This is a genomic window from Pseudomonas sp. NFACC25, assembly GCF_900100935.1.
GTDB classification, from domain to species: domain Bacteria; phylum Pseudomonadota; class Gammaproteobacteria; order Pseudomonadales; family Pseudomonadaceae; genus Aquipseudomonas; species Aquipseudomonas marginalis.
In genome coordinates this window covers 296,800-317,522 of the sequence record NZ_FMUC01000001.1, presented here as the reverse complement: position 1 = coordinate 317,522, position 20,723 = coordinate 296,800, and the positions used below count along the sequence as shown (strand labels likewise).

General features: G+C 62.7%; 16 protein-coding genes. 14 read left to right on the top strand and 2 right to left on the bottom strand.

Annotated features, from left to right (window positions below):
• Nucleotide 1: 1 nt before the first annotated feature.
• Together BLQ09_RS01500 and BLQ09_RS01495 are read right to left on the bottom strand one after the other, a co-directional pair.
• Nucleotides 2-3,280 carry an EAL domain-containing protein gene (locus tag BLQ09_RS01500; RefSeq protein WP_092354914.1) on the bottom strand — a complete coding sequence of 1,093 codons (3,279 nt, stop codon included), beginning with the start codon at nt 3,278-3,280 and terminating at the stop codon, nt 2-4.
• Between the two features lie 66 nt (nt 3,281-3,346).
• A complete protein-coding gene (locus tag BLQ09_RS01495) occupies nt 3,347-4,237 on the bottom strand; it encodes a LysR family transcriptional regulator (protein WP_027604067.1) in 891 nt (296 codons plus the stop codon).
• Nucleotides 4,238-4,377: 140 nt separating this feature from the next.
• On the opposite strand from BLQ09_RS01495, the gene leuC reads away from it, so the two are divergent.
• The 14 genes from leuC to purF all read left to right on the top strand — a co-directional run bounded on the left by leuC (nt 4,378) and on the right by purF (nt 20,701).
• The gene (gene leuC, locus BLQ09_RS01490; protein WP_027604068.1) at nt 4,378-5,796 is read left to right on the top strand and encodes a 3-isopropylmalate dehydratase large subunit; all 1,419 of its coding nucleotides are present in this window, start codon (nt 4,378-4,380) and stop codon (nt 5,794-5,796) included.
• A gap of 10 nt (nt 5,797-5,806) precedes the next feature.
• Nucleotides 5,807-6,451 (top strand): 3-isopropylmalate dehydratase small subunit, encoded by a 645-nt coding sequence (gene leuD / locus BLQ09_RS01485; protein WP_027604069.1) that lies wholly within the window; start codon nt 5,807-5,809, stop codon nt 6,449-6,451.
• A gap of 129 nt (nt 6,452-6,580) precedes the next feature.
• Nucleotides 6,581-7,345 carry a class I SAM-dependent methyltransferase gene (locus BLQ09_RS01480; protein WP_092354911.1) on the top strand — a complete coding sequence of 255 codons (765 nt, stop codon included), beginning with the start codon at nt 6,581-6,583 and terminating at the stop codon, nt 7,343-7,345.
• A 52-nt stretch (nt 7,346-7,397) separates the two neighbouring features.
• On the top strand, nt 7,398-8,480 hold the full coding sequence (leuB, locus tag BLQ09_RS01475; protein ID WP_017530190.1) for a 3-isopropylmalate dehydrogenase: 1,083 nt from the start codon (nt 7,398-7,400) through the stop codon (nt 8,478-8,480).
• Nucleotides 8,481-8,544: 64 nt separating this feature from the next.
• A complete protein-coding gene (asd, locus tag BLQ09_RS01470) occupies nt 8,545-9,657 on the top strand; it encodes an aspartate-semialdehyde dehydrogenase (RefSeq protein WP_027604071.1) in 1,113 nt (370 codons plus the stop codon).
• Between the two features lie 249 nt (nt 9,658-9,906).
• Nucleotides 9,907-10,917, top strand: a complete 1,011-nt coding sequence (locus BLQ09_RS01465; protein ID WP_092354909.1) for an aspartate-semialdehyde dehydrogenase — start codon at nt 9,907-9,909, stop codon at nt 10,915-10,917.
• 163 nt (nt 10,918-11,080) lie between these two features.
• A complete protein-coding gene (locus BLQ09_RS01460; protein ID WP_092354906.1) occupies nt 11,081-13,642 on the top strand; it encodes a motility hub landmark protein FimV in 2,562 nt (853 codons plus the stop codon).
• Nucleotides 13,643-13,782: 140 nt separating this feature from the next.
• The gene (gene truA / locus BLQ09_RS01455; protein ID WP_027604074.1) at nt 13,783-14,607 is read left to right on the top strand and encodes a tRNA pseudouridine(38-40) synthase TruA; all 825 of its coding nucleotides are present in this window, start codon (nt 13,783-13,785) and stop codon (nt 14,605-14,607) included.
• Between the two features lie 64 nt (nt 14,608-14,671).
• Nucleotides 14,672-15,304, top strand: coding sequence for a phosphoribosylanthranilate isomerase (locus tag BLQ09_RS01450; protein WP_092354903.1), 633 nt, complete (start codon nt 14,672-14,674; stop codon nt 15,302-15,304).
• A 243-nt stretch (nt 15,305-15,547) separates the two neighbouring features.
• The gene (gene accD, locus BLQ09_RS01445; protein ID WP_027604076.1) at nt 15,548-16,468 is read left to right on the top strand and encodes an acetyl-CoA carboxylase, carboxyltransferase subunit beta; all 921 of its coding nucleotides are present in this window, start codon (nt 15,548-15,550) and stop codon (nt 16,466-16,468) included.
• Nucleotides 16,465-17,772 carry a bifunctional tetrahydrofolate synthase/dihydrofolate synthase gene (gene folC, locus BLQ09_RS01440; protein ID WP_092354900.1) on the top strand — a complete coding sequence of 436 codons (1,308 nt, stop codon included), beginning with the start codon at nt 16,465-16,467 and terminating at the stop codon, nt 17,770-17,772. Before accD ends, folC begins: the two co-directional genes overlap by 4 nt.
• Complete coding sequence (locus BLQ09_RS01435; RefSeq protein WP_092354897.1) at nt 17,756-18,415, top strand: SPOR domain-containing protein; 660 nt, start codon at nt 17,756-17,758, stop codon at nt 18,413-18,415. The genes folC and BLQ09_RS01435 overlap by 17 nt, the downstream gene beginning before the upstream one ends.
• Nucleotides 18,416-18,596: 181 nt before the next feature.
• Nucleotides 18,597-19,154 carry a CvpA family protein gene (locus BLQ09_RS01430; RefSeq protein WP_003192538.1) on the top strand — a complete coding sequence of 186 codons (558 nt, stop codon included), beginning with the start codon at nt 18,597-18,599 and terminating at the stop codon, nt 19,152-19,154.
• 41 nt (nt 19,155-19,195) lie between these two features.
• A complete protein-coding gene (purF, locus tag BLQ09_RS01425; protein ID WP_027604079.1) occupies nt 19,196-20,701 on the top strand; it encodes an amidophosphoribosyltransferase in 1,506 nt (501 codons plus the stop codon).
• Nucleotides 20,702-20,723 lie beyond the last annotated feature (22 nt).

The following is a 20,723-nucleotide window of genomic DNA, read 5'->3' as shown; positions in this document are numbered from 1 at the left end:
GCTAGACCAACAACCGCCGAAATCCTTCGATCGGCAGTGGCCGACTGTGCAAATACCCCTGGAACAAATGGCAGCCCAGCTTTTGCAGGAACGCCAATTGCTCCGGGGTTTCCACGCCTTCGGCAATCACCGTCAGGTTCAGGCTGCGGGCCATGGCCACGATGGCGCGGATGATTTCGGCGTCGTTGGGGTCATGGGTCGCGTCGCGTACGAAGGACTGGTCGATCTTCAGCGCATCCACCGGCAGGCGCTTGAGGTACGTCAGCGATGAGTAGCCGGTACCGAAGTCATCCATGGCAAAACTGACACCGAGCTTCTTCAGGCGGCGCATCTTCGCCACGGTGTCGTCCAGGTTCTGAATCACGATGCCTTCGGTGATTTCCAGTTTCAGCAGGTTGCAGGGCAGTTGATGCCGCTTGAGGCTGCGCTCCACCCGTTCGACAAAGTCGTTCTGGCGAAACTGCCGGGGGCTGATGTTCACGCACAGGCTGAAATTCAGCGGGTCCACCAAGCCTTCGACAATCAGCTGTGCAAAGGCGGCGCAGGCCTCATCAAGGATCCAGGTACCCACTTCGAGGATCAGGCCGCTGTCCTCCAGGACCTTGATGAATTCGGACGGCGACTGCGCGCCCAACTGCGGATGCTGCCAGCGCACCAGGGCCTCGGCGCCGACGATCCTGTTGCCGCGCGCATCCACCTGGGGTTGGTAATGCACGCTGAACTCGCCGCGTGACAGGGCCAGGCGCAGGTCGGTTTCCATGCGCAGGCGCTCGCTGGCGGCCTTTTGCATGCTGTTATGGAACATCTGCGTGGTGTTGCGCCCCGAATCCTTGGCCCGGTACAGGGCGATGTCGGCGCGCTTGAGCAGGTCCGCCGGGGTCGTGCCATGGTCGGGAATCAACGCCACGCCGATGCTTGGCGTGACCTGCAGGCGATGGCCATCGAGGAACATCGGCTCCGAAAGCAATTCGCGCAGGGTATCGGCCAGTTCCTGCACCTGGGTGCTGACTTGCGTGCGCGTGCCATCCAGGCCGCTGAGCAGTACCACGAACTCATCGCCGCCCAGGCGCGCCACCGTGTCCTCCATGCGCACGCTGGCTTCCAGGCGCGCGGTGACGATTTTCAGCACGGTGTCGCCCACCGGGTGGCCGAGGGAATCGTTGATGTGCTTGAAATGGTCGAGGTCGAGAAACAGCAGGGCACCGCGCAGGTTATGGCGCTTGAGCAAGGCGATCTGTTGGCTCAGGCGATCCATCAGCAGCGCACGGTTGGGCAGGTTGGTCAGCGGGTCGTGATAGGCCAGGTGACGGATCTGCGCCTGGGCGTTTTTGAGCAGGCTCACGTCCCGCGCGGTCAGCAGCAGGCACGGGGTTTCATTGAGGGTGATCGGCTCGACCGAGACTTCTACCGCCAACACGTCGCCGCGTTTATTGTGCCAGAGCATTTCCAGGTGAGGGATGCGCCCCTTGATCTGCAATTCGGCCAACAAGGCGGAACGCTGGTTTTCATCGGCCCAGATGCCGATCTGGTACAGCGTCAGGCCGATGGCTTCTTCGGCGCGGTAGCCGGTGAGGCGGCAGAAGCCATCGTTGACCTCCACATAACGGCCGGTGTCGCGCTCGGTGATGGAGATGGCGTCGGGGCTGGAATGGAAGGCCTTGGCGAATTTCTCCTCGCTGGCCTTCAGCGCGGCCTCCGAGCGTTGTTGCTGGGTAATGTCGCGCAACGTGGTGACGATGCACGGCTGGTCGCCCACCTTGATCAGCCGGCTGGAAATCATGCAGGTCAGGGTTTGGCCGTTCTTGTGGTGCACCACGATGGCCACATTGCTCAACGCCTGGTCGCGAATCACCTGTTCGATACGCTGCAGGCGTTTGCTTGACTCGTCCCACAGGCCGATCTGCTCGGCGCTCTTGTCGATCACCTCGGCCGCCGTCCAGCCAAACGTCTGGGTGAAGGCGGGGTTGATCTCGATGAACGCGCCACTGTCCAGGCAGGTGACGCAGATGGGATCGGGGCTGGCCTGGAACAGGCTGGCGAACTTTTCTTCGGAGGCGGTCAGGCGTTGTTCGCGCTCCACCTGGTCGGTGATGTCCAGCAGGGTGCCGGCCATGCGCAGCGGCGCCCCTTGCTCGTCGCGGTAGAGGCGGGCGCGGCTTTCCAGGTAGCGCGAGCTGCCGTCTTCCAGTGGCACGCGGTAAGTCAGTTGGTAATTGCCGGCCGGGCCTTCGCGCAGGGTGCGATAAGCGTTGCGCATGTTCTCGCGCTCTTGCCTGGGCATGCCCTCGAAAAACGCCTCGAAGGATTCATGGAAGGGCTCGGGCGGCAGGCCGTGCAGTTGAGCGGCGCGGGCCGAGCCGTAGAGCATGCCGGTGGGGATGTGCCAGTCCCACGTGCCCAGTTGTGCCGAGTCCAGGGCCAGGTCCAGGCGCTCCTGGCTGTCCTTGAGGGCATTTTCGGCGTTTTTGCGCTCGGTGGTGTCGAGAAAGGTGCTGATCAAGTAGGCCTCCCCCTCCAGCTCGACCTTTTGCGCGCTGAGGGTGCCATCGTGGATCTGGCCGTTGCTGGCGCAGAACTGCACTTCCATGGTGATGGGTTCACCCTTGCGCTGGGTGGCCTGGACCAGCTGCGCGCGTTGTTCGGGGTGGCGCCACAGGCCCAGGTCCAGGGTGGTGCGGCCGATGGCATCGGCCACCGGCCAGCCGAAGAGCATCTCGAAATACTGGTTGGCTTCGCTGATCAGGCCGTCGGACTGGCGGGTCAACAGCACCATGTTCGGGCACAGGTGAAACAGCGTGGCGAAGCGTTTTTCGGAATGGCTGAGGGCGTGCTCTCGCTCGCGCTGGCGAGTGGTCTCGCGGATCACGCCGATCATGCGGCGCCGACCGGCCTTGTCCGGTGCCAGGCTGCCGTTGATCTCCAACCAGTGATACGTGCCGTCCGGCCATTGGATGTGATGGTGCATGGCCTGCTCGAACGGCTCGCCGGCCAGCACCGCATGAAAGGCGCGCACCACCCGGGAGCGATCCGACGGCGCCAGCAGGTCGAGGTAATCCAGGTCCTTGGGCAGTGGTTGGCGCGGGTCGAAGCCGAACAGCGCCTGGGTGCCCCGTGACCAGCTGATACGGCCCGTGTCGATTTCCCAGCACCACGCGCCCAGCCGGGCCGCATTCAGGGCTGCCAGCAGTTGCGGGGCGCTGTCCCAGCTCTGCTCCGCCTGCTGGGGGTCCAGGGCGTAGATGCGGGGCAGGGGAGGTAGAGGGTCGACAGGGTTGCGCATTATCAAAGGGCCTTGGCTCGATGGGCAAACAGCGCGGTTTTATTCACAACCTGGGGCCGCACGGCGTCATACCGGTATCACTGGCAGATCCACCTGTGCATCCAACAGGCTCATGAACGCCCGCGCAGCGTTCGACAGTGTCCTTTCGGTGTGCACGATATAGCCTAGCTGGCGACTGAGTTGTATGCCCGGCAAAGCGATGCTCGCCACCTGATCATCGAGCATGGTGCGCGGCAAGACGCTCCAGGCCAGGCCGATGGAGACCATCATCTTGATGGTTTCCAGATAGTTGGTACTCATCGCGATGTTCGGCGTAAGGCCCTGGGCCTCGAACAGACGGCTGACAATATGGTGGGTAAAGGTATTACCGCCAGGGAAAACCGCCGGGTGGCCAGCAATATCGGCCAGGCTGACGTCGCGGTTGCCGGTGAGGCTGTGCTCCGGCGCCACCACGAAATCCAGCGGGTCGTCCCACACCGGGGTGGCGCTTACCAGGTGATGGGGGGCGGGCGCCAGGGTGATCACCGCCACTTCGGCGCGGCCGTGGAGGATTTCTTCGTAGGCCACTTCCGAATCGAGAAACTGAATATCCAGGGCCACGTTCGGGTATTCCCGGGTGAAGGTGCGCAGGATCGGTGGCAAACGATGCAGCCCGATATGGTGGCTGGTGGCCAAAGTGAGGCGGCCGCTGACTTCTCCCGTGAGGTTGGTGAGGGCGCGGCGGGTGTCGTCCAGCACGTTGAGAATCTGATAAGCGCGCGGCAGCAAGGCCCGGCCGGCTTCGGTCAAGCCGACTTCACGGCCCAGGCGATCGAACAGTCGCACCTTCAATTGCTGTTCCAGGCCGGCGATGCGCTTGCTGATGGCCGGCTGGGTCAGGTGCAGGCGTTCACCTGCGCCGGAGAAGCTGCCGGTCTCGGCGATGGCAATAAAGGCATTGAGGTTGGCCAGGTCCATGGTTGTATTCCAGTTGGTAATCCAAAGCATAAAAAATATGAATTTGAGTTATTTAATGTAGCGCCATACCATCAGCCTCACAAGCCAAAGGGTTATTGAAAAGCCCGGCGCATAGAAACACCGCTGATGAGGACCGACTGATGGCCGGCAAAACGCTTTACGACAAGCTTTGGGATTCCCATGAAGTGAAACGGCGCGACGATGGCTCGTCGCTGATCTATATCGACCGTCACATCATCCATGAAGTGACCTCGCCCCAAGCGTTCGAAGGCCTGCGGCTGGCCGGGCGCAAGCCCTGGCGCGTCGACTCGATCATCGCCACCCCGGACCACAACGTACCGACCACCCCGGAGCGCAAGGGCGGGATCGACGCCATTGTCGACACCGTGTCGCGCTTGCAGGTGCAGACCCTCGACGACTACTGCGACGAATATGGCATCACCGAATTCAAGATGAATGACGTGCGTCAAGGGATCGTCCACGTGATCGGCCCGGAGCAGGGCGCCACCTTGCCGGGCATGACCGTGGTCTGCGGCGACTCCCACACTTCCACCCACGGTGCGTTTGGCGCCCTGGCCCACGGCATCGGCACCTCGGAGGTGGAGCATGTGTTCGCCACCCAGTGCCTGGTCGCCAAGAAAATGAAGAACATGCTGGTGCGTGTCGAAGGCACCTTGCCGTTCGGCGTGACCGCCAAGGACATCGTGCTCGCCGTGATCGGCAAGATCGGCACCGCCGGCGGTAACGGCCATGCCATCGAGTTCGCCGGCAGCGCCATTCGCGACCTGTCCATCGAAGGCCGCATGACCATCTGCAACATGTCCATCGAAGCCGGTGCCCGCGTGGGCATGGTGGCGGCGGACGAGAAAACCGTTGAATACGTGAAGGGGCGCCCATTTGCACCGCAAGGCGCCGATTGGGACGCCGCGGTCGAAGCCTGGAAAGACCTGGTGTCCGACGCCGATGCGGTGTTCGACACCGTGGTTGAACTCGACGCTGCCCAGATCAAGCCGCAGGTCAGCTGGGGCACTTCGCCGGAAATGGTCCTGGCCGTCGACCAGAACGTGCCGGACCCGGCGCAGGAAGCCGACCTGGTCAAGCGCGGTTCCATCGAGCGCGCCTTGAAGTACATGGGCTTGAAGGCCAACCAGGCGATCACTGACATCCAGTTGGATCGCGTGTTTATCGGCTCCTGCACCAACTCGCGGATCGAAGACCTGCGCGCGGCCGCAGTGATCGCCAAGGGCCGCAAAGTCGCCTCGACCATCAAGCAGGCCATCGTGGTGCCAGGCTCGGGCCTGGTAAAAGCCCAGGCTGAGGCCGAAGGCCTGGACAAGATCTTCCTCGAAGCCGGTTTCGAGTGGCGTGAGCCGGGCTGCTCAATGTGCCTGGCGATGAACCCGGATCGCCTGGAGTCGGGCGAGCATTGCGCGTCCACCTCCAACCGTAACTTCGAAGGGCGTCAGGGCGCGGGTGGCCGTACCCACCTGGTCAGCCCGGCCATGGCCGCCGCCGCTGCCGTCAACGGTCGTTTCATCGACGTTCGCGAATTGATCTGAGGAAAACCCGATGAGAGCTTTTACCCAACACACCGGTTTGGTCGCGCCGTTGGACCGTGCCAACGTCGACACCGACCAGATCATCCCCAAGCAGTTCTTGAAATCGATCAAACGCACCGGTTTCGGCCCCAACCTGTTCGACGAATGGCGCTACCTGGACGTGGGCTACGCCTACCAGGACAACTCCAAGCGCCCGCTGAACAAAGACTTCGTGCTCAACGCCGAGCGCTACCAGGGCGCCAGCGTGTTGCTGGCCCGGGAAAACTTCGGTTGCGGTTCCAGCCGCGAGCACGCGCCGTGGGCCCTGGAAGAATATGGCTTTCGCAGCATCATCGCGCCGAGTTATGCCGACATCTTCTTCAACAACAGCTTCAAGAACGGCCTGTTGCCGATCATCCTGACCGACGAAGAAGTCGACGAGCTGTTCAAGCAAGTGGAAGCCGATGTGGGCTACCAGTTGACCATCGACCTGGCTGCGCAAACCGTGACCCGTCCGGACGGCAAGGTGTACCACTTTGAGGTGGACGCCTTCCGCAAGCACTGCCTGATCAACGGCCTGGACGATATCGGCCTGACCTTGCAGGACGGCGATGCGATTGCCGCGTTCGAAGCCAGGCACCGGGCGAGCCAGCCCTGGTTGTTTCGTGACGCATAAATTGATGTAGGCAGGACCGGCCTCATCGGGGGCAAGCCCCCTCCACAGGGGGAACGCATTCCAAATGTGGGAGGGGGCTTGCCCCCGATAGGGCCGATACCAGCAACACAACCCTTGAAGGATGCCACCATGACCAGCACCGCCCACACCCAAGTCGTGCAAAAACAATTCGGCGAACAGGCGTCTGCCTACCTGAGCAGTGCCGTGCACGCCCAAGGCACCGAATTCGCGCTGCTCCAGGCCGAACTGGCCGGGCAGGGCCATGCACGGCTGCTGGACCTGGGTTGCGGTGCCGGTCATGTGAGTTTCCATGTGGCGCCATTGGTCAAGGAAGTGGTGGCCTACGACCTGTCCCAGCAGATGCTCGATGTGGTGGCCGCCGCTGCGCAAGATCGCGGTCTCACCAATATCGGCACCGTAAACGGCGCCGCCGAGCGCCTGCCGTTCGCCGATGGCGAATTCGACTTCGTGTTCAGCCGTTATTCGGCGCACCATTGGAGCGACCTCGGCGTGGCGCTGCGCGAAGTGCGCCGCGTGCTCAAGCCGGGCGGCGTGGCGGCGTTTGTCGATGTCTTGTCACCGGGCAGCCCGTTGCTGGACACTTACCTGCAAACCGTCGAAGTGCTGCGCGACACCAGCCACGTGCGTGACTACTCCGCCGCCGAATGGATGCGTCAGCTCAGCGAAGCCGGTTTGCACGTACGCAACAGCAGTCGCCAGCGCCTGCGCCTGGAATACACCTCGTGGGTCGAACGCATGCGCACACCGCAGGTGCTGCGCGCCGCGATCCTGGAGCTGCAGCAGGCGATGGGCCAGGAAGTGCGCGATTACTACGAGATTCAGGCCGACGGCACTTTCAGCACCGACGTGCTGGTGGTCTGGGCCGAACGCTGATTAATTTTCCCGACCTGCCCACGGGCAGGTCGCTCGATGAAATGAGGAACCCATGAGCAAGCAGATTCTGATTCTCCCTGGCGACGGTATTGGTCCGGAAATCATGGCCGAAGCGGTCAAGGTCCTGGAGCTTGCCAACAGCAAGTACAGCCTGGGCTTCGAATTGAGCCACGACGTGATCGGCGGCGCTGCCATCGACAAGCACGGCGTGCCCCTGGCCGACGAAACCCTGGACCGCGCCCGCGCCGCCGATGCGGTGCTGCTTGGCGCCGTGGGTGGCCCGAAGTGGGACAAGATCGAGCGTGATATCCGCCCTGAGCGCGGCCTGCTGAAAATCCGCGCGCAACTGGGCCTGTTCGGCAACCTGCGCCCGGCGATCCTCTACCCGCAACTGGCCGACGCGTCGAGCCTGAAGCCGGAAGTGGTGGCGGGCCTGGACATCCTGATCGTGCGTGAACTGACCGGCGGTATCTACTTTGGCTCGCCACGGGGCGTGCGCGAGTTGGAGAATGGTGAGCGCCAGGCCTACGACACCCTGCCGTACAGCGAGAGCGAAATCCGCCGTATCGCCCGCGTCGGTTTCGACATGGCCCGTGTGCGTGGCAAGAAGGTCTGCTCGGTGGACAAGGCCAACGTCCTGGCCTCCAGCCAACTGTGGCGCGAAATCGTCGAAGAAGTGGCCAAGGACTACCCGGACGTCGAACTGAGCCACATGTACGTCGACAACGCCGCCATGCAATTGGTCCGTGCGCCGAAGCAGTTCGACGTGATCGTCACCGACAACCTGTTCGGCGACATCCTGTCCGACCAGGCGTCGATGCTCACCGGTTCCATCGGCATGCTGCCGTCGGCGTCCCTGGACACCAATAACAAGGGCATGTACGAGCCTTGCCACGGCTCGGCGCCGGACATCGCGGGCCAGGGCATTGCCAACCCGCTGGCGACCATCCTGTCGGTCTCGATGATGCTGCGTTACAGCTTCAACCTGAGCGACGCCGCGGATGCGATCGAGAAGGCCGTGAGCCTGGTGCTGGACCAGGGCCTGCGCACCGGCGACATCTGGTCGCAGGGTTGCACCAAGGTGGGTACGCAGGAAATGGGCGACGCAGTAGTCGCCGCGCTGCGGAATCTGTAATCTCTCGGGCCCGCTTGCAGTTGTTGCTGCAAGGCGGCCCACTTTTTAACAAGGTGTAGTTGCGATGAAACGTGTAGGTCTGATCGGTTGGCGCGGTATGGTCGGTTCCGTGCTCATGCAGCGGATGCTGGAAGAGCAGGATTTCGATCTTATTGAGCCGGTGTTTTTCACCACTTCGAACGTAGGTGGCCAAGGGCCGTCCGTGGGCAAGGATATTGCCCCGCTCAAGGACGCCTACAGCATTGAAGAGCTGAAAACCCTCGACGTGATCCTCACCTGCCAGGGTGGCGACTACACCAGCGAAGTCTTCCCCAAGCTGCGTGAAGCCGGCTGGCAGGGTTACTGGATCGACGCCGCCTCGAGCCTGCGCATGCAGGACGACGCCGTGATCATCCTCGACCCGGTCAACCGCAAGGTCATCGACCAGCAGCTGGATGCCGGCACCAAGAATTATGTGGGCGGCAACTGCACCGTCAGCCTGATGCTGATGGGCCTGGGCGGCCTGTTCGAAGCCGGCCTGGTCGAGTGGATGAGCGCCATGACTTATCAGGCAGCTTCCGGTGCCGGCGCGCAGAACATGCGTGAGCTGATCAAGCAGATGGGCGCGACCCACGCCGCTGTCGCCGATCAACTGGCCGACCCGGCCAGCGCGATCCTCGACATCGACCGCCGTGTGGCCGAAGCCATGCGCAGCGATGCCTACCCGACCGAGAACTTCGGTGTGCCATTGGCCGGCAGCCTGATCCCGTGGATCGACAAAGAGCTGCCGAACGGCCAGAGCCGCGAAGAGTGGAAGGCCCAGGCCGAGACCAACAAGATCCTCGGCCGGTTCAAGAGCCCGATCCCGGTGGATGGCATCTGCGTGCGCATCGGCGCCATGCGCTGCCACAGCCAGGCGCTGACCATCAAGCTGAACAAAGACGTGCCGATCGCTGATATCGAAGGGCTGATCAGTCAGCACAACCCCTGGGTCAAGCTGGTGCCGAACAACCGCGACATCAGCATGCAGGAGCTGAGCCCGACCAAGGTCACCGGCACCCTGAATGTACCGGTGGGCCGTCTGCGCAAGCTGAACATGGGCACCCAGTACCTGGGGGCGTTCACCGTCGGCGATCAACTGCTGTGGGGCGCGGCGGAGCCGCTGCGTCGCATGCTGCGGATTTTGCTGGAGCGTTGATCACTTGAAGCAATAATAGAAACCCGCGTTCTGGTGACAGGCGCGGGTTTTTTATTGTTCTTTCGGGCGCTATCGGGAGCAAGCCCCCTCCCACAGTGAACAGCATTTCAACGTTGGAACTCGGTTGAATGTGGGAGGGGGCTTGCCCCCGATAGCGCCATCAGCCACTCCACCAGCCCCAGGTTAATTGCCTCACTCCCGGCCACCCGGTAAAGTGCCGCTCCCCCCGCAATGCCCGAGGCAGCCCCCATGACCCAGACCTTTGAAATTGCCGTGATCGGTGCCACCGGTACGGTCGGCGAAACCCTGGTGCAGATTCTCGAAGAGCTGGCATTCCCGGTGGGCACCCTGTACCTGCTGGCGGGCAGTAACTCTGCTGGCGCCTCGGTACCGTTTCGCGGCAAGAACGTACGGGTCAAGGAGGTCGACGAATTCGATTTCAGCAAGGCGCAACTGGCCTTCTTCGCCGCAGGCCCGGCAGTCACCCTGAGCTTCGCGCCGCGAGCCACGGCGGCGGGTTGCTCGGTGATCGACTTGTCGGGAGCCTTGCCCGCCGAGCAGGCGCCCCAGGTGGTGCCGGAAGCCAATGCCCATGTCCTCGACGGCCTGGAAAAACCGTTCCAGCTCGGCAGCCCGAGCCCGTCCGCCACCAACCTGGCGGTGGTGCTGGCGCCGTTGCGCGGCTTGCTGGACATCCAGCGTGTCGCCGTCACTGCCAGCCTGGCAGTGTCTGCCCAGGGCCGCGAAGCCGTCAGCGAATTGGCCCGTCAGACCGCCGAGCTCCTGAACGTGCGCCCTCTGGAACCTAAGTTCTTTGACCGGCAAATGGCCTTCAACTTGTTGGCACAAGTCGGCACGCCAGACGCCCAAGGGCATACCGCCTTGGAAAAGCGCCTGGTTCACGAGCTGCGCGCAGTCCTGGAATTACCTTTGCTAAAGATTTCCGCAACTTGCGTTCAAGCCCCGGTGTTTTTTGGCGATAGCCTGACTGTGTCGTTGCAATTGGGCGCGGCGGTCGATCTTACCGCCGTCAACCGCGCATTGGAGGCCGCGCCCGGTATCGAGCTGGTAGAAGAGGGGGATTACCCTACAGCCGTGGGCGACGCAGTCGGCCAGGATGTGGTCTATGTAGGCCGGGTGCGCGCAGGAGTGGATGACGCGGCTGAACTAAATCTGTGGCTGACGTCAGATAACGTACGCAAGGGCGCCGCCCTTAACGCCGTGCAACTGGCGCAGTTGTTGATAAAACGCCTTGCGTAAAAGATACTTGGCGGCAATTTGTAGATTGATTCTAACCAGGCGCTATGCTTGGCCCCAAGCAGGAACAATTGCGCGTCGGTGACCTATCGGCTCGCCATGCCTTATGGCAAGCGGTTACCAACCTTCTCGCAGGCCGGGGAGTGTTCAAACAAAGGATGAGGCTATGGTTCAAGTTCGCAAACTGGTGTTAGCAATAGCGGCCGCCTCGGCGCTGTCCTCCGGTATGGCGCAGGCGCTGCAGCTGGGGGAAATGACCCTTAAATCGAAGTTGAACCAGCCGTTGTCGGTGGAAATCGAATTGCTCGATGTCGGTGGCCTCACGGCGTCCGAGATCACCCCGAGCCTGGCCTCATCCCAGGCGTTCGTGGACGCGGGCGTCGATCGCCAGGCGTTTCTCGATGACCTGACGTTTACCCCGGTCATCAATCCCAGTGGTCGCAGCGTGGTGCGCGTCACCTCCAGCAAGCCGCTGCCGGATTCCTACGTACGTTTCCTGCTGCAGGTGCAATGGCCCAATGGCCGCCTGATGCGCGACTACAGCGTGTTGCTCGACCCTGCCAAGTTCGACCAGTCGACTTCGACCTCCGCAGCACCTGCACCACGCGTGGGAGCGCCCGCCCGCACTGCGCCCGCTGTGAGCAAGCCGGCCCAGCACACCACCACGTCCCGCGACACCCTGTGGGAAATTGCGCAGAAGCACCGCAATGGCGGCTCGGTGCAGCAGACCATGCTGGCCATTCAGGCCCTCAACCCCGACGCCTTTGTCGACGGCAATATCAACCGCCTGAAAACCGGCCAGGTGCTGCGCCTGCCGGACACCGTACAAAGCACGGCGTTGCCGCAACCTCAGGCAATCGCCGAAGTGAGGGTACAAAATGCCGCCTGGCGCCAGGGTCGGCGCGGGGCTACCAATCAGGCGGCCGGCAAGCAGCAACTGGACGCCACCAAGCGTGCCCAGGCCGGCAACGCGCCGTCGACCACCAATGCCCAGGACAACCTGAGCCTGGTCTCGGCTGAAGCAGCCAAGAAAGGCGGCAAGGGCAAGGCCGGCGACAGCCAGGTCCTGAGCGACAAGCTGGCGATGACCCAGGAGCAACTGGACACCACTCGCCGCGATAACGAAGAGCTCAAGAGCCGTGCCGCAGATCTGCAAAGCCAGTTGGATAAACTGCAAAAGTTGATTCAACTGAAAAACGATCAACTGGCCCGTTTGCAGGCAGAAAAAGGCGACCCGGCCGTAGCGGCGACGGCAGCGATGCCCGCACAGCTGGCAAGCGACCCGGCCGCCACGCCGGCAGCACCCGCTGCACAGCCCGCCGCGCCAACCCCAACCCCGGCGGCGCCGGCACCTGAGGCGGCTAAACCGGCCGCCGCACCTGACACCACTGAAGGCAAGTTCAATGATCTGCTGACCAACCCGGTTGTCCTCGGTGTGATCGGCGGCGCGGCTGGCCTGGTGGTGTTGCTGCTCCTGCTGCTGTGGGCGCGCCATCGCAACGCCCGTCGTGAAGAGGAGAAGCACTTGCGCATGGCGCGGGCGCTGGCTGAAGAGCCGGAATTTACCTCGAACATCGAACAGGACCTGCCGTCGGACAGTTTCGAAGGCCTCGAAGTGCCGCCGCCGAACGTCAAGCTGGCAGCCGCTCCGGCACCTGCTCCAGTGGTTGCGCCGGCGGTAGCGGTTCCGACGGTTGCCTCCGTGCTCGCGCCCCTGGCCGCTGCCGTGGCCCCGCAAAACGCCAACGATGCCCTGGCGCAAGCCCAGTCCCATATCGACCGTGGTCACCTGAACCAGGCCGCCGATGTGCTGGAGCAAGCGATCAAGCACGAGCCCAAGCGCAGCGACCTGCGGTTGAAGCTGATGGAAGTCTACGGCCTGCAAAGCGACAAGGACGGTTTCGTGACCCAGGAGCGTCAACTGGTGGCCAATGGTGAAAACCATGCCCAGGTCGAGCAGCTCAAGTCGCGCTTTCCTGCGATGGCGGTATTGGCGGCGGGCGTCAGTGCCGCGGTTGCCGCCGCGGCCCTCGACGCGCAGTACGTCAAGGACCTGCTGGAAGACAAGCCGGCTGCCCCGGCCGCCGAGCCCGATGCACTCGACACCGATTTCGACCTGAGCCTGGATGAGCTGGAGGCGGCTTCGCCAGCCAGCCTGGACGACGAACAGACGTTTGCAGCGCTCCTGGAACAGCAATCGGCGCCCAAGGCCGGCGAGGAAAACCTGTCGGACTTCGACCTGGATCTGCAACTGAATGACCCGGCGTCCGAGCAGTCCGACGACGACTTCCTTTCCGGTCTTGAGGATCAGATGAAGGATGTGTCGGCAGTGGAGCCGCCGACGCTGACCCCATCGGCGCTGGATGACTTCGATTTGCCGGAGGATTTCGACCTGTCCCTGGCGGATGAGCCAGAAGCAGCCGCCAAGCCGGATGCCTTCGCTTCGGAGCTGGACGATGTCAACGCCGAGCTGGATCGCCTGTCCCAGAGCCTGGAAAGTCCGCCCATCGAACCCTCCTTTACCGCCGAGGACGCGGCGCTGGGCGATGATGAGCCGGAGTTCGATTTCCTGTCCGGTACGAATGAAGTGGCCACCAAGCTCGATCTCGCCCAGGCCTATATCGACATGGGGGATGCCGACGGCGCGCGGGACATCCTCTCCGAAGTGCTCACCGAAGGTGATGAGGCGCAGCGCGGCGAGGCCAAGGAAATGCTCGGCAAAATCTGAAGGTCGATGCCGGTGCGGTGTGGGAAGGTCAATCCCCAACAAAAGCGCACGCCACGCAGCTGGCGCATTTATAATGGCCGCCTTCGCGCAACTCATCAGGCTCTCAGTTCTTGGCAAATATAGATAACCCGGCCGCCGAAATGGCGGCCGCTGGCTTTTACCGCATCGCCCTCGGCGTGGAATACAAAGGCTCGCGCTATCGCGGCTGGCAGCGCCAGGCGTCAGGCGTGCTGACGGTGCAGGAAACCCTGGAGAAGGCGCTGTCGAAAGTGGCTGACTCCCCGGTGTCGTTGATGTGCGCCGGGCGTACCGATGCCGGTGTGCATGCCTGCGGTCAGGTGGTGCACTTCGATACCCAGGCCGAACGCACGATGAAGGCCTGGGTGATGGGTGCCAATATCAATTTGCCCCATGACGTCAGCGTCAGTTGGGCCAAGGTCATGCCTGCGCACTTTCATGCGCGTTTCAAGGCGATTGCCCGGCGTTATCGCTATGTGATCTACAACGACCAGATCCGTCCCGCGCACCTCAACGAAGAAATCACCTGGAACCACCGTCCGCTGGATGCCGAGCGCATGGCCGAGGCTGCGCAGCATCTGGTAGGGGTGCATGATTTCAGTGCGTTTCGTGCCGGCCAGTGCCAGGCCAAGTCGCCGATCAAGGAAGTCCACCACCTGCGGGTGACTCGCCACGGCAAGATGATTGTGCTGGATATCCGCGCCGGCGCCTTCCTGCACCATATGGTGCGCAACATTGCGGGCGTATTGATGACCATCGGCACCGGCGAGCGCCCGGTGGAATGGGCCAGGGAAGTGCTGGAAAGCCGCATTCGCCGCACGGGCGGCGTCACGGCGCATCCGTTTGGCCTGTACCTGGTGGATGTGGAGTACCGCGACGAGTTCGAACTGCCGCAGCGTTTCATCGGGCCACACTTCCTCACAGGGTTCAGTGAACTTGGCGGCTGACGCCCGGAAAAGCTTTTGTTACCATCCGGGACTTTATCGGTCCAACCCCTGAGGTTTCTACGACATGCCTGCCGTTCGCAGCAAGATTTGCGGGATTACCCGCATAGAAGACGCGCTGGCGGCAGTCGAGGCGGGGGCGGATGCCATTGGCCTGGTGTTTTATGCCAGGAGCCCACGGGCGGTGAATGTGTTGCAGGCGCGGGCGATCATTGCGGCGCTGCCGCCGTTCGTGACCACCGTGGGCTTGTTCGTCAACGCCAGCCGCTGCGAACTCAACGAAACCCTGGATGCCGTGCAGTTGGATATGCTGCAGTTTCACGGCGACGAAACCCCGGATCAATGTGAAAGCTACCAACGCCCGTATATCAAGGCGTTGCGGGTCAAGGCGGGTGACGATATCGCGAGGGCCTGCGCTGCCTATTCCGGCGCGCGTGGCATTCTGCTGGACACGTATGTCGAAGGCGTACCCGGTGGTACCGGCGAAGCGTTCGATTGGTCGCTGATCCCCGCAGGATTGAGCAAGCCGATCATCCTGGCCGGGGGGCTCAACCCTGGCAATGTCGGTGCGGCGATTCAACAGGTCCGGCCGTATGCCGTGGATGTCAGCGGTGGGGTAGAGCAAGGCAAGGGCATCAAGGATCACGACAGGATTCGCGCATTCATGCACGCGGTGCGCAACAGCAGTGACGGGATGTGACGGCTGGCAGTCTGCCGCCGTCCATAACTACCGCTGTGTAAAACAGCGCGGCGTCGCCTGAGGGCGGCCCGGAAATGAAGTGGCAACCTGCACTGGCAGGTTGTCTGGAAGGCTGAGGATGCAGGCTGGAAATGGCAGGTCGAACGTCTGACCCCGTCCAGCCTGCGTCATCGCCACATATGAATTTAGCTCAAGGGCATACGCGGGGCTGTGTTCAAGCCACCGGTACTGGAGAAAGAAAGCATGAGCAACTGGTTAGTAGACAAACTGATCCCTTCGATCATGCGTTCCGAGGTGAAGAAAAGCTCGGTTCCTGAAGGTCTGTGGCACAAGTGCCCATCCTGCGACGCGGTGCTGTACCGCCCCGAGCTGGAAAAGACCCTGGATGTTTGCCCCAAGTGCAACCACCACATGCGTATCGGCGCCCGCGCCCGCATCGACATCTTCCTCGACGCCGACGGCCGTAACGAGCTGGGCGCCGACCTGGAGCCGGTCGACCGTCTCAAGTTCCGCGACGGCAAGAAGTACAAGGACCGCCTGACCGCTGCGCAAAAGCAGACCGGTGAGAAGGACGCGTTGATTTCCGTCAGCGGCAAGCTGCTGGGCATGCCGGTGGTAGTGTCGGCGTTCGAGTTCTCCTTCATGGGCGGCTCCATGGGTGCCATCGTCGGCGAGCGCTTCGTGCGCGCCGCCAACTACGCCCTGGAAAACCGTTGCCCGATGATCTGCTTCGCCGCCTCCGGTGGTGCGCGGATGCAGGAAGCGTTGATCTCCCTGATGCAAATGGCCAAGACCTCTGCGGTGCTGGCGCGTCTGCGCGAAGAAGGCATTCCGTTCATCTCCGTGCTGACCGACCCGGTCTACGGCGGCGTTTCCGCCAGCCTGGCGATGCTCGGCGACGTGATCGTCGGTGAGCCGAAAGCGTTGATCGGCTTTGCCGGCCCGCGCGTGATCGAGCAGACCGTGCGCGAAAAACTGCCGGAAGGCTTCCAGCGCAGCGAGTTCCTGCTGGAGCACGGCGCAATCGACCTGATCATTCCGCGCGGTGAGCTGCGTCCACGCCTGGGTAGCCTGCTGGCGCAGATGATGGGCCTGCCGACACCTGTTTACGTCGCGCCTAAAGTCGAGCCGATCGTTGTGCCGCCGGTGCCTGCGAACCTATGACCCAACGTACCCTGGGCGAATGGCTCGCCTACCTAGAGCAGTTGCATCCGTCCGCCATCGACATGGGCCTGGAGCGCTCGCAACAGGTAGCGGCCCGCCTTGGGTTGGGCCGTCCGGCGCCGCGTGTGATCACGGTGACCGGCACCAACGGCAAGGGCTCTACCTGTGCCTTTGTTGCCGCGCTGCTGCAGGCCCAGGGGCTGAAAGTCGGCGTGTACAGCTCGCCGCACTTGCTGCGTTACAACGAGCGGGTGCAACTCAATGGCGTCGAAGCCAGCGATGAGCAACTCTGCGAAGCCTTCGCCGCACTCGATGCCGGGCGCGGTGAGATTTCCCTGACTTACTTTGAAATGGGCACCCTGGCGGCGTTCTGGCTGTTCGAGCGTGCGCAGCTGGATGTGGTCGTATTGGAAGTGGGCCTGGGCGGGCGCCTGGACACCGTCAACGTGGTGGATGCCGACCTGGCGCTGGTCACCAGTATTGGCGTGGACCATGCCGACTACCTGGGGGATACCCGCGAGTCCGTGGCCTATGAAAAGGCCGGGATTTTCCGCCCGGGCAAGCCTGCGCTGTGCGGTGACCTGGATCCGCCGCAGCCCTTGCTGGACAAGGTGCGTGAGCTGGGCTGCCCATTCTTCCTGCGTGGCCGCGAATTCAATCTTGAAATCGGTGACCGGCATTGGCAGTGGCGCGGCCGGGATGCCCGTGGGCTGGTTGTAGAGCTGCGTGATCTGCCCTTGCTGAACCTGCCGATGGAGAACGCCGCGCTCGCGCTGCAAGCCTATCTGTTGCTGGACCTGCCTTGGCAGGCTGGGCAGATTGCTGCGACTTTGCTGGCGACTCGCGTGGTGGGACGCCTGGATCGTCGTGCGTTCGACTGGCACGGCAAGCGCCTGAACCTGCTGCTGGATGTGGGGCATAACCCCCATGCAGCGCAATACCTGGCCAAGCGCCTGGCACGCACGCCGCCGGCGGGGCGTCGCCTGGCTGTATTCGGTTTGCTCGCCGATAAGGACCTGGAGGGCGTGGTTGCGCCGTTGCTGGACAGTGTCCAGGCTTGGGCGGTAGCGCCGCTGGATACGCCCCGCAGTCGTCCGGCCCATGAGCTTGAGATCGCGTTACAGAACCTTGGTGTGCCGGTGGCGTCGTATGCAAGCGTGACTGCTGCCCTGGAGGCGCAGTGCGCGGTGGCGACGGCCGAGGACGAGATTCTGTTGTTCGGATCATTTTATTGTGTTGCCGAGGCGCTTGAGTGGTTGGCCCGGCGCTCCACGGAGGAAGCTGCACATGGCATTACTGGATAGCGCATACAAGCAGCGAATGGTTGGAGCCCTGGTGCTGGTGGCATTGGCGGTGATTTTCCTGCCGATGCTGTTTTCCCGCCAGGACGAGCAGCGCCAGGTGGTTGTCGAGGCTCCGGCTGCGCCCCAGGCACCGGCAGTGCCCCAAGTGCAGGTGGAGCCGGTGGTGGTGCCTGAGCCGCAGGCGTTGCCGGAAGAAGAGCCGGTGCCGACCGATGATGAGGTGGCCGCGCAGCAGGCGCCGTCGATGCCGGTGCAGCCAAGCGTGCCGGTGGTCAAGCCGACACCTGCTCCGGCGGTCGCCGCCAAGCCGGCGACACCTGCGCCTGCGCCCAAGCCTGTAGCGCCACAGCCTGCTGCGCCGGGCAAGCCGGATGTTGGGCAAAGCCGTATCGACCCGAATGGTCTGCCGATCAGTTGGTCGATCCAGGTGGCCAGCCTGGGCAATCGTGAAGGCGCCGACGCCTTGCAGAAGAAGCTGCGTGCCCAGGGCTACAACGCCTACATCCGTAGCACCGACGGCAAGAACCGGGTGTTTATCGGGCCGCTGATCGAGCGCGCCGAGGCGGATCGGCTGCGGGATTTGCTGGACCGTCAGCAAAACCTGAAGGGCTTCGTGACCCGCTTCCAGCCTGAGCGCGGCTGAGTCCGTGGAATGCAATCCAATGTGGGAGGGGGCAAGCCCCTCCCACATTGGTTTTGCAGTGGGGTTGAAATCGGGCTGGCTCGCCACAAACTATTGATTTGCAAAGCAGCCGCAATCACAGCTTACCGACAGCCCGACGCTCTGCTAAAATGCGCCGCCTTATCCGTCCGTAGGCTCAAACGTGCCATTTACCTGGGTTGACTGGGCGATCGTTGCAATCGTCGCCATCTCCGCTTTGATCAGTCTAAGCCGCGGCTTCGTAAAAGAAGCATTGTCGTTGCTGACCTGGATCATCGCAGGAGTCGTAGCCTGGATGTTCGGCGGTTCGTTGTCGGTCTACCTGGCCGGATACATCGAGACACCTTCGGCTCGCGTCATCGCGGGCTGCGCCATCATGTTCATCGCCACGCTGCTGGTGGGGGCAATGGTCAATTATCTTATTGGCGAGTTGATACGTGTCACCGGCCTCTCCGGGACCGATCGATTTCTCGGCATGGCCTTCGGTGCCGCGCGTGGTGCGTTGCTGGTGGTCGTGGCGGTCGGGCTGTTGAGCCTGGGACCGGTACAGCAGGATTCGTGGTGGCAGGAGTCGGTACTCGTGCCAAAATTTCTATTGGTTGCAGATTGGTCCAAGAACCTCATATTGGGGTGGAGCAGTCAGTGGCTGGCCAGCGGAATCAGCGTACCCGCTGATCTTCCGTTCAAGGAACACCTCTTGCCGGCCAAAACGCCGCAGTAAGTTGTGTTCAGTCAAGATTCATTAAGTAGGGGTTGCGTCGCATGTGTGGCATCGTCGGTATCGTCGGTAAGTCGAACGTCAATCAGGCGCTGTATGACGCGCTAACCGTCCTCCAGCACCGCGGCCAGGACGCTGCCGGTATTGTGACCAGCCACGACGGCCGGTTATTCCTGCGCAAGGACAATGGCCTGGTACGTGACGTGTTCCATCAGCGTCACATGCAGCGCCTCGTCGGGCACATGGGCATTGGCCATGTGCGTTACCCGACCGCCGGTAGCTCGACGTCGGCCGAAGCTCAGCCGTTCTACGTCAACTCGCCTTACGGCATTACCCTGGCGCATAACGGTAACCTGACCAACGTTGAGCAACTGGCCAAGGAGATTTACGAATCTGACCTGCGCCACGTCAACACCAGCTCCGACTCGGAAGTGCTGCTCAACGTGTTCGCCCACGAGCTGGCCCAGCGCGGCAAGCTGCAGCCGACCGAAGAAGACGTGTTCGCCGCCGTGATCGACGTGCACAACCGTTGCGTCGGCGGTTATGCCGTTGTAGCGATGATCACCGGCTACGGCATCGTCGGCTTCCGTGACCCCCACGGTATTCGCCCGATCGTGTTCGGCCAGCGTCACACCGACGAAGGCGTCGAGTACATGATCGCGTCCGAAAGCGTGTCCCTGGACGTGCTGGGCTTCACCCTGATCCGCGACCTCGCGCCGGGCGAAGCGGTGTACATCACCGAAGACGGCAAGCTTCACACCCGTCAGTGCGCCGTAGCGCCGAAACTCACCCCGTGCATCTTCGAACACGTCTACCTGGCGCGTCCGGATTCGATCATCGATGGTGTGTCGGTGTACAAGGCACGCCTGCGCATGGGCGAGAAGCTGGCCGACAAGATCCTGCGCGAGCGTCCCGAGCACGACATCGACGTGGTGATCCCGATCCCGGACACCAGCCGCACTGCTGCGCTGGAGTTGGCCAACCACCTGGGCGTCAAGTTCCGCGAAGGCTTCGTGAAAAACCGTTACATCGGTCGTACCTTCATCATGCCGGGCCAGGCTGCGCGTAAGAAGTCGGTGCGCCAGAAGCTCAACGCCATCGAGCTGGAATTCCGCGGCAAGAACGTGATGCTGGTGGACGACTCCATCGTGCGCGGCACCACCTGCAAGCAAATCATCCAGATGGCCCGTGAAGCCGGTGCGAAGAACGTGTACTTCTGTTCCGCAGCGCCTGCCGTGCGTTACCCGAACGTGTACGGTATCGACATGCCGAGCGCCCACGAACTGATCGCACACAACCGCACGACCCAGGACGTGGCCGACCTGATCGGCGCCGATTGGCTGATCTACCAGGACCTGCCGGACCTGATCGAGGCGGTCGGCGGTGGCAAGATCAAGATCGAGCAGTTCGACTGCGCCGTGTTCGACGGCAAGTATGTGACCGGTGACGTCGACGAGGCCTACCTGAACAAGATCGAGCAGGCGCGTAACGACTCGTCGAAGATCAAGACCCAGGCGGTCAGCGCGATCATCGATCTGTACAACAACTGAGTAGACACCGGCCCTGAGGGGC

What these genes read in the sequence shown, in the direction of transcription:
- BLQ09_RS01465 (WP_092354909.1), top strand. Translation starts at nt 9,907, where the DNA reads ATGACCCAGACCTTTGAAATTGCCGTGATCGGTGCCACCGGTACGGTC.
- accD (WP_027604076.1), top strand. Translation starts at nt 15,548, where the DNA reads ATGAGCAACTGGTTAGTAGACAAACTGATCCCTTCGATCATGCGTTCC.
- BLQ09_RS01500 (WP_092354914.1), bottom strand. Translation starts at nt 3,280, where the DNA reads ATGCGCAACCCTGTCGACCCTCTACCTCCCCTGCCCCGCATCTACGCC.
- leuB (WP_017530190.1), top strand. Translation starts at nt 7,398, where the DNA reads ATGAGCAAGCAGATTCTGATTCTCCCTGGCGACGGTATTGGTCCGGAA.
- leuC (WP_027604068.1), top strand. Translation starts at nt 4,378, where the DNA reads ATGGCCGGCAAAACGCTTTACGACAAGCTTTGGGATTCCCATGAAGTG.
- truA (WP_027604074.1), top strand. Translation starts at nt 13,783, where the DNA reads ATGGCGGCCGCTGGCTTTTACCGCATCGCCCTCGGCGTGGAATACAAA.
- BLQ09_RS01480 (WP_092354911.1), top strand. Translation starts at nt 6,581, where the DNA reads ATGACCAGCACCGCCCACACCCAAGTCGTGCAAAAACAATTCGGCGAA.
- BLQ09_RS01495 (WP_027604067.1), bottom strand. Translation starts at nt 4,237, where the DNA reads ATGGACCTGGCCAACCTCAATGCCTTTATTGCCATCGCCGAGACCGGC.
- purF (WP_027604079.1), top strand. Translation starts at nt 19,196, where the DNA reads ATGTGTGGCATCGTCGGTATCGTCGGTAAGTCGAACGTCAATCAGGCG.
- folC (WP_092354900.1), top strand. Translation starts at nt 16,465, where the DNA reads ATGACCCAACGTACCCTGGGCGAATGGCTCGCCTACCTAGAGCAGTTG.
- BLQ09_RS01450 (WP_092354903.1), top strand. Translation starts at nt 14,672, where the DNA reads ATGCCTGCCGTTCGCAGCAAGATTTGCGGGATTACCCGCATAGAAGAC.
- leuD (WP_027604069.1), top strand. Translation starts at nt 5,807, where the DNA reads ATGAGAGCTTTTACCCAACACACCGGTTTGGTCGCGCCGTTGGACCGT.
- BLQ09_RS01460 (WP_092354906.1), top strand. Translation starts at nt 11,081, where the DNA reads ATGGTTCAAGTTCGCAAACTGGTGTTAGCAATAGCGGCCGCCTCGGCG.
- BLQ09_RS01435 (WP_092354897.1), top strand. Translation starts at nt 17,756, where the DNA reads ATGGCATTACTGGATAGCGCATACAAGCAGCGAATGGTTGGAGCCCTG.
- asd (WP_027604071.1), top strand. Translation starts at nt 8,545, where the DNA reads ATGAAACGTGTAGGTCTGATCGGTTGGCGCGGTATGGTCGGTTCCGTG.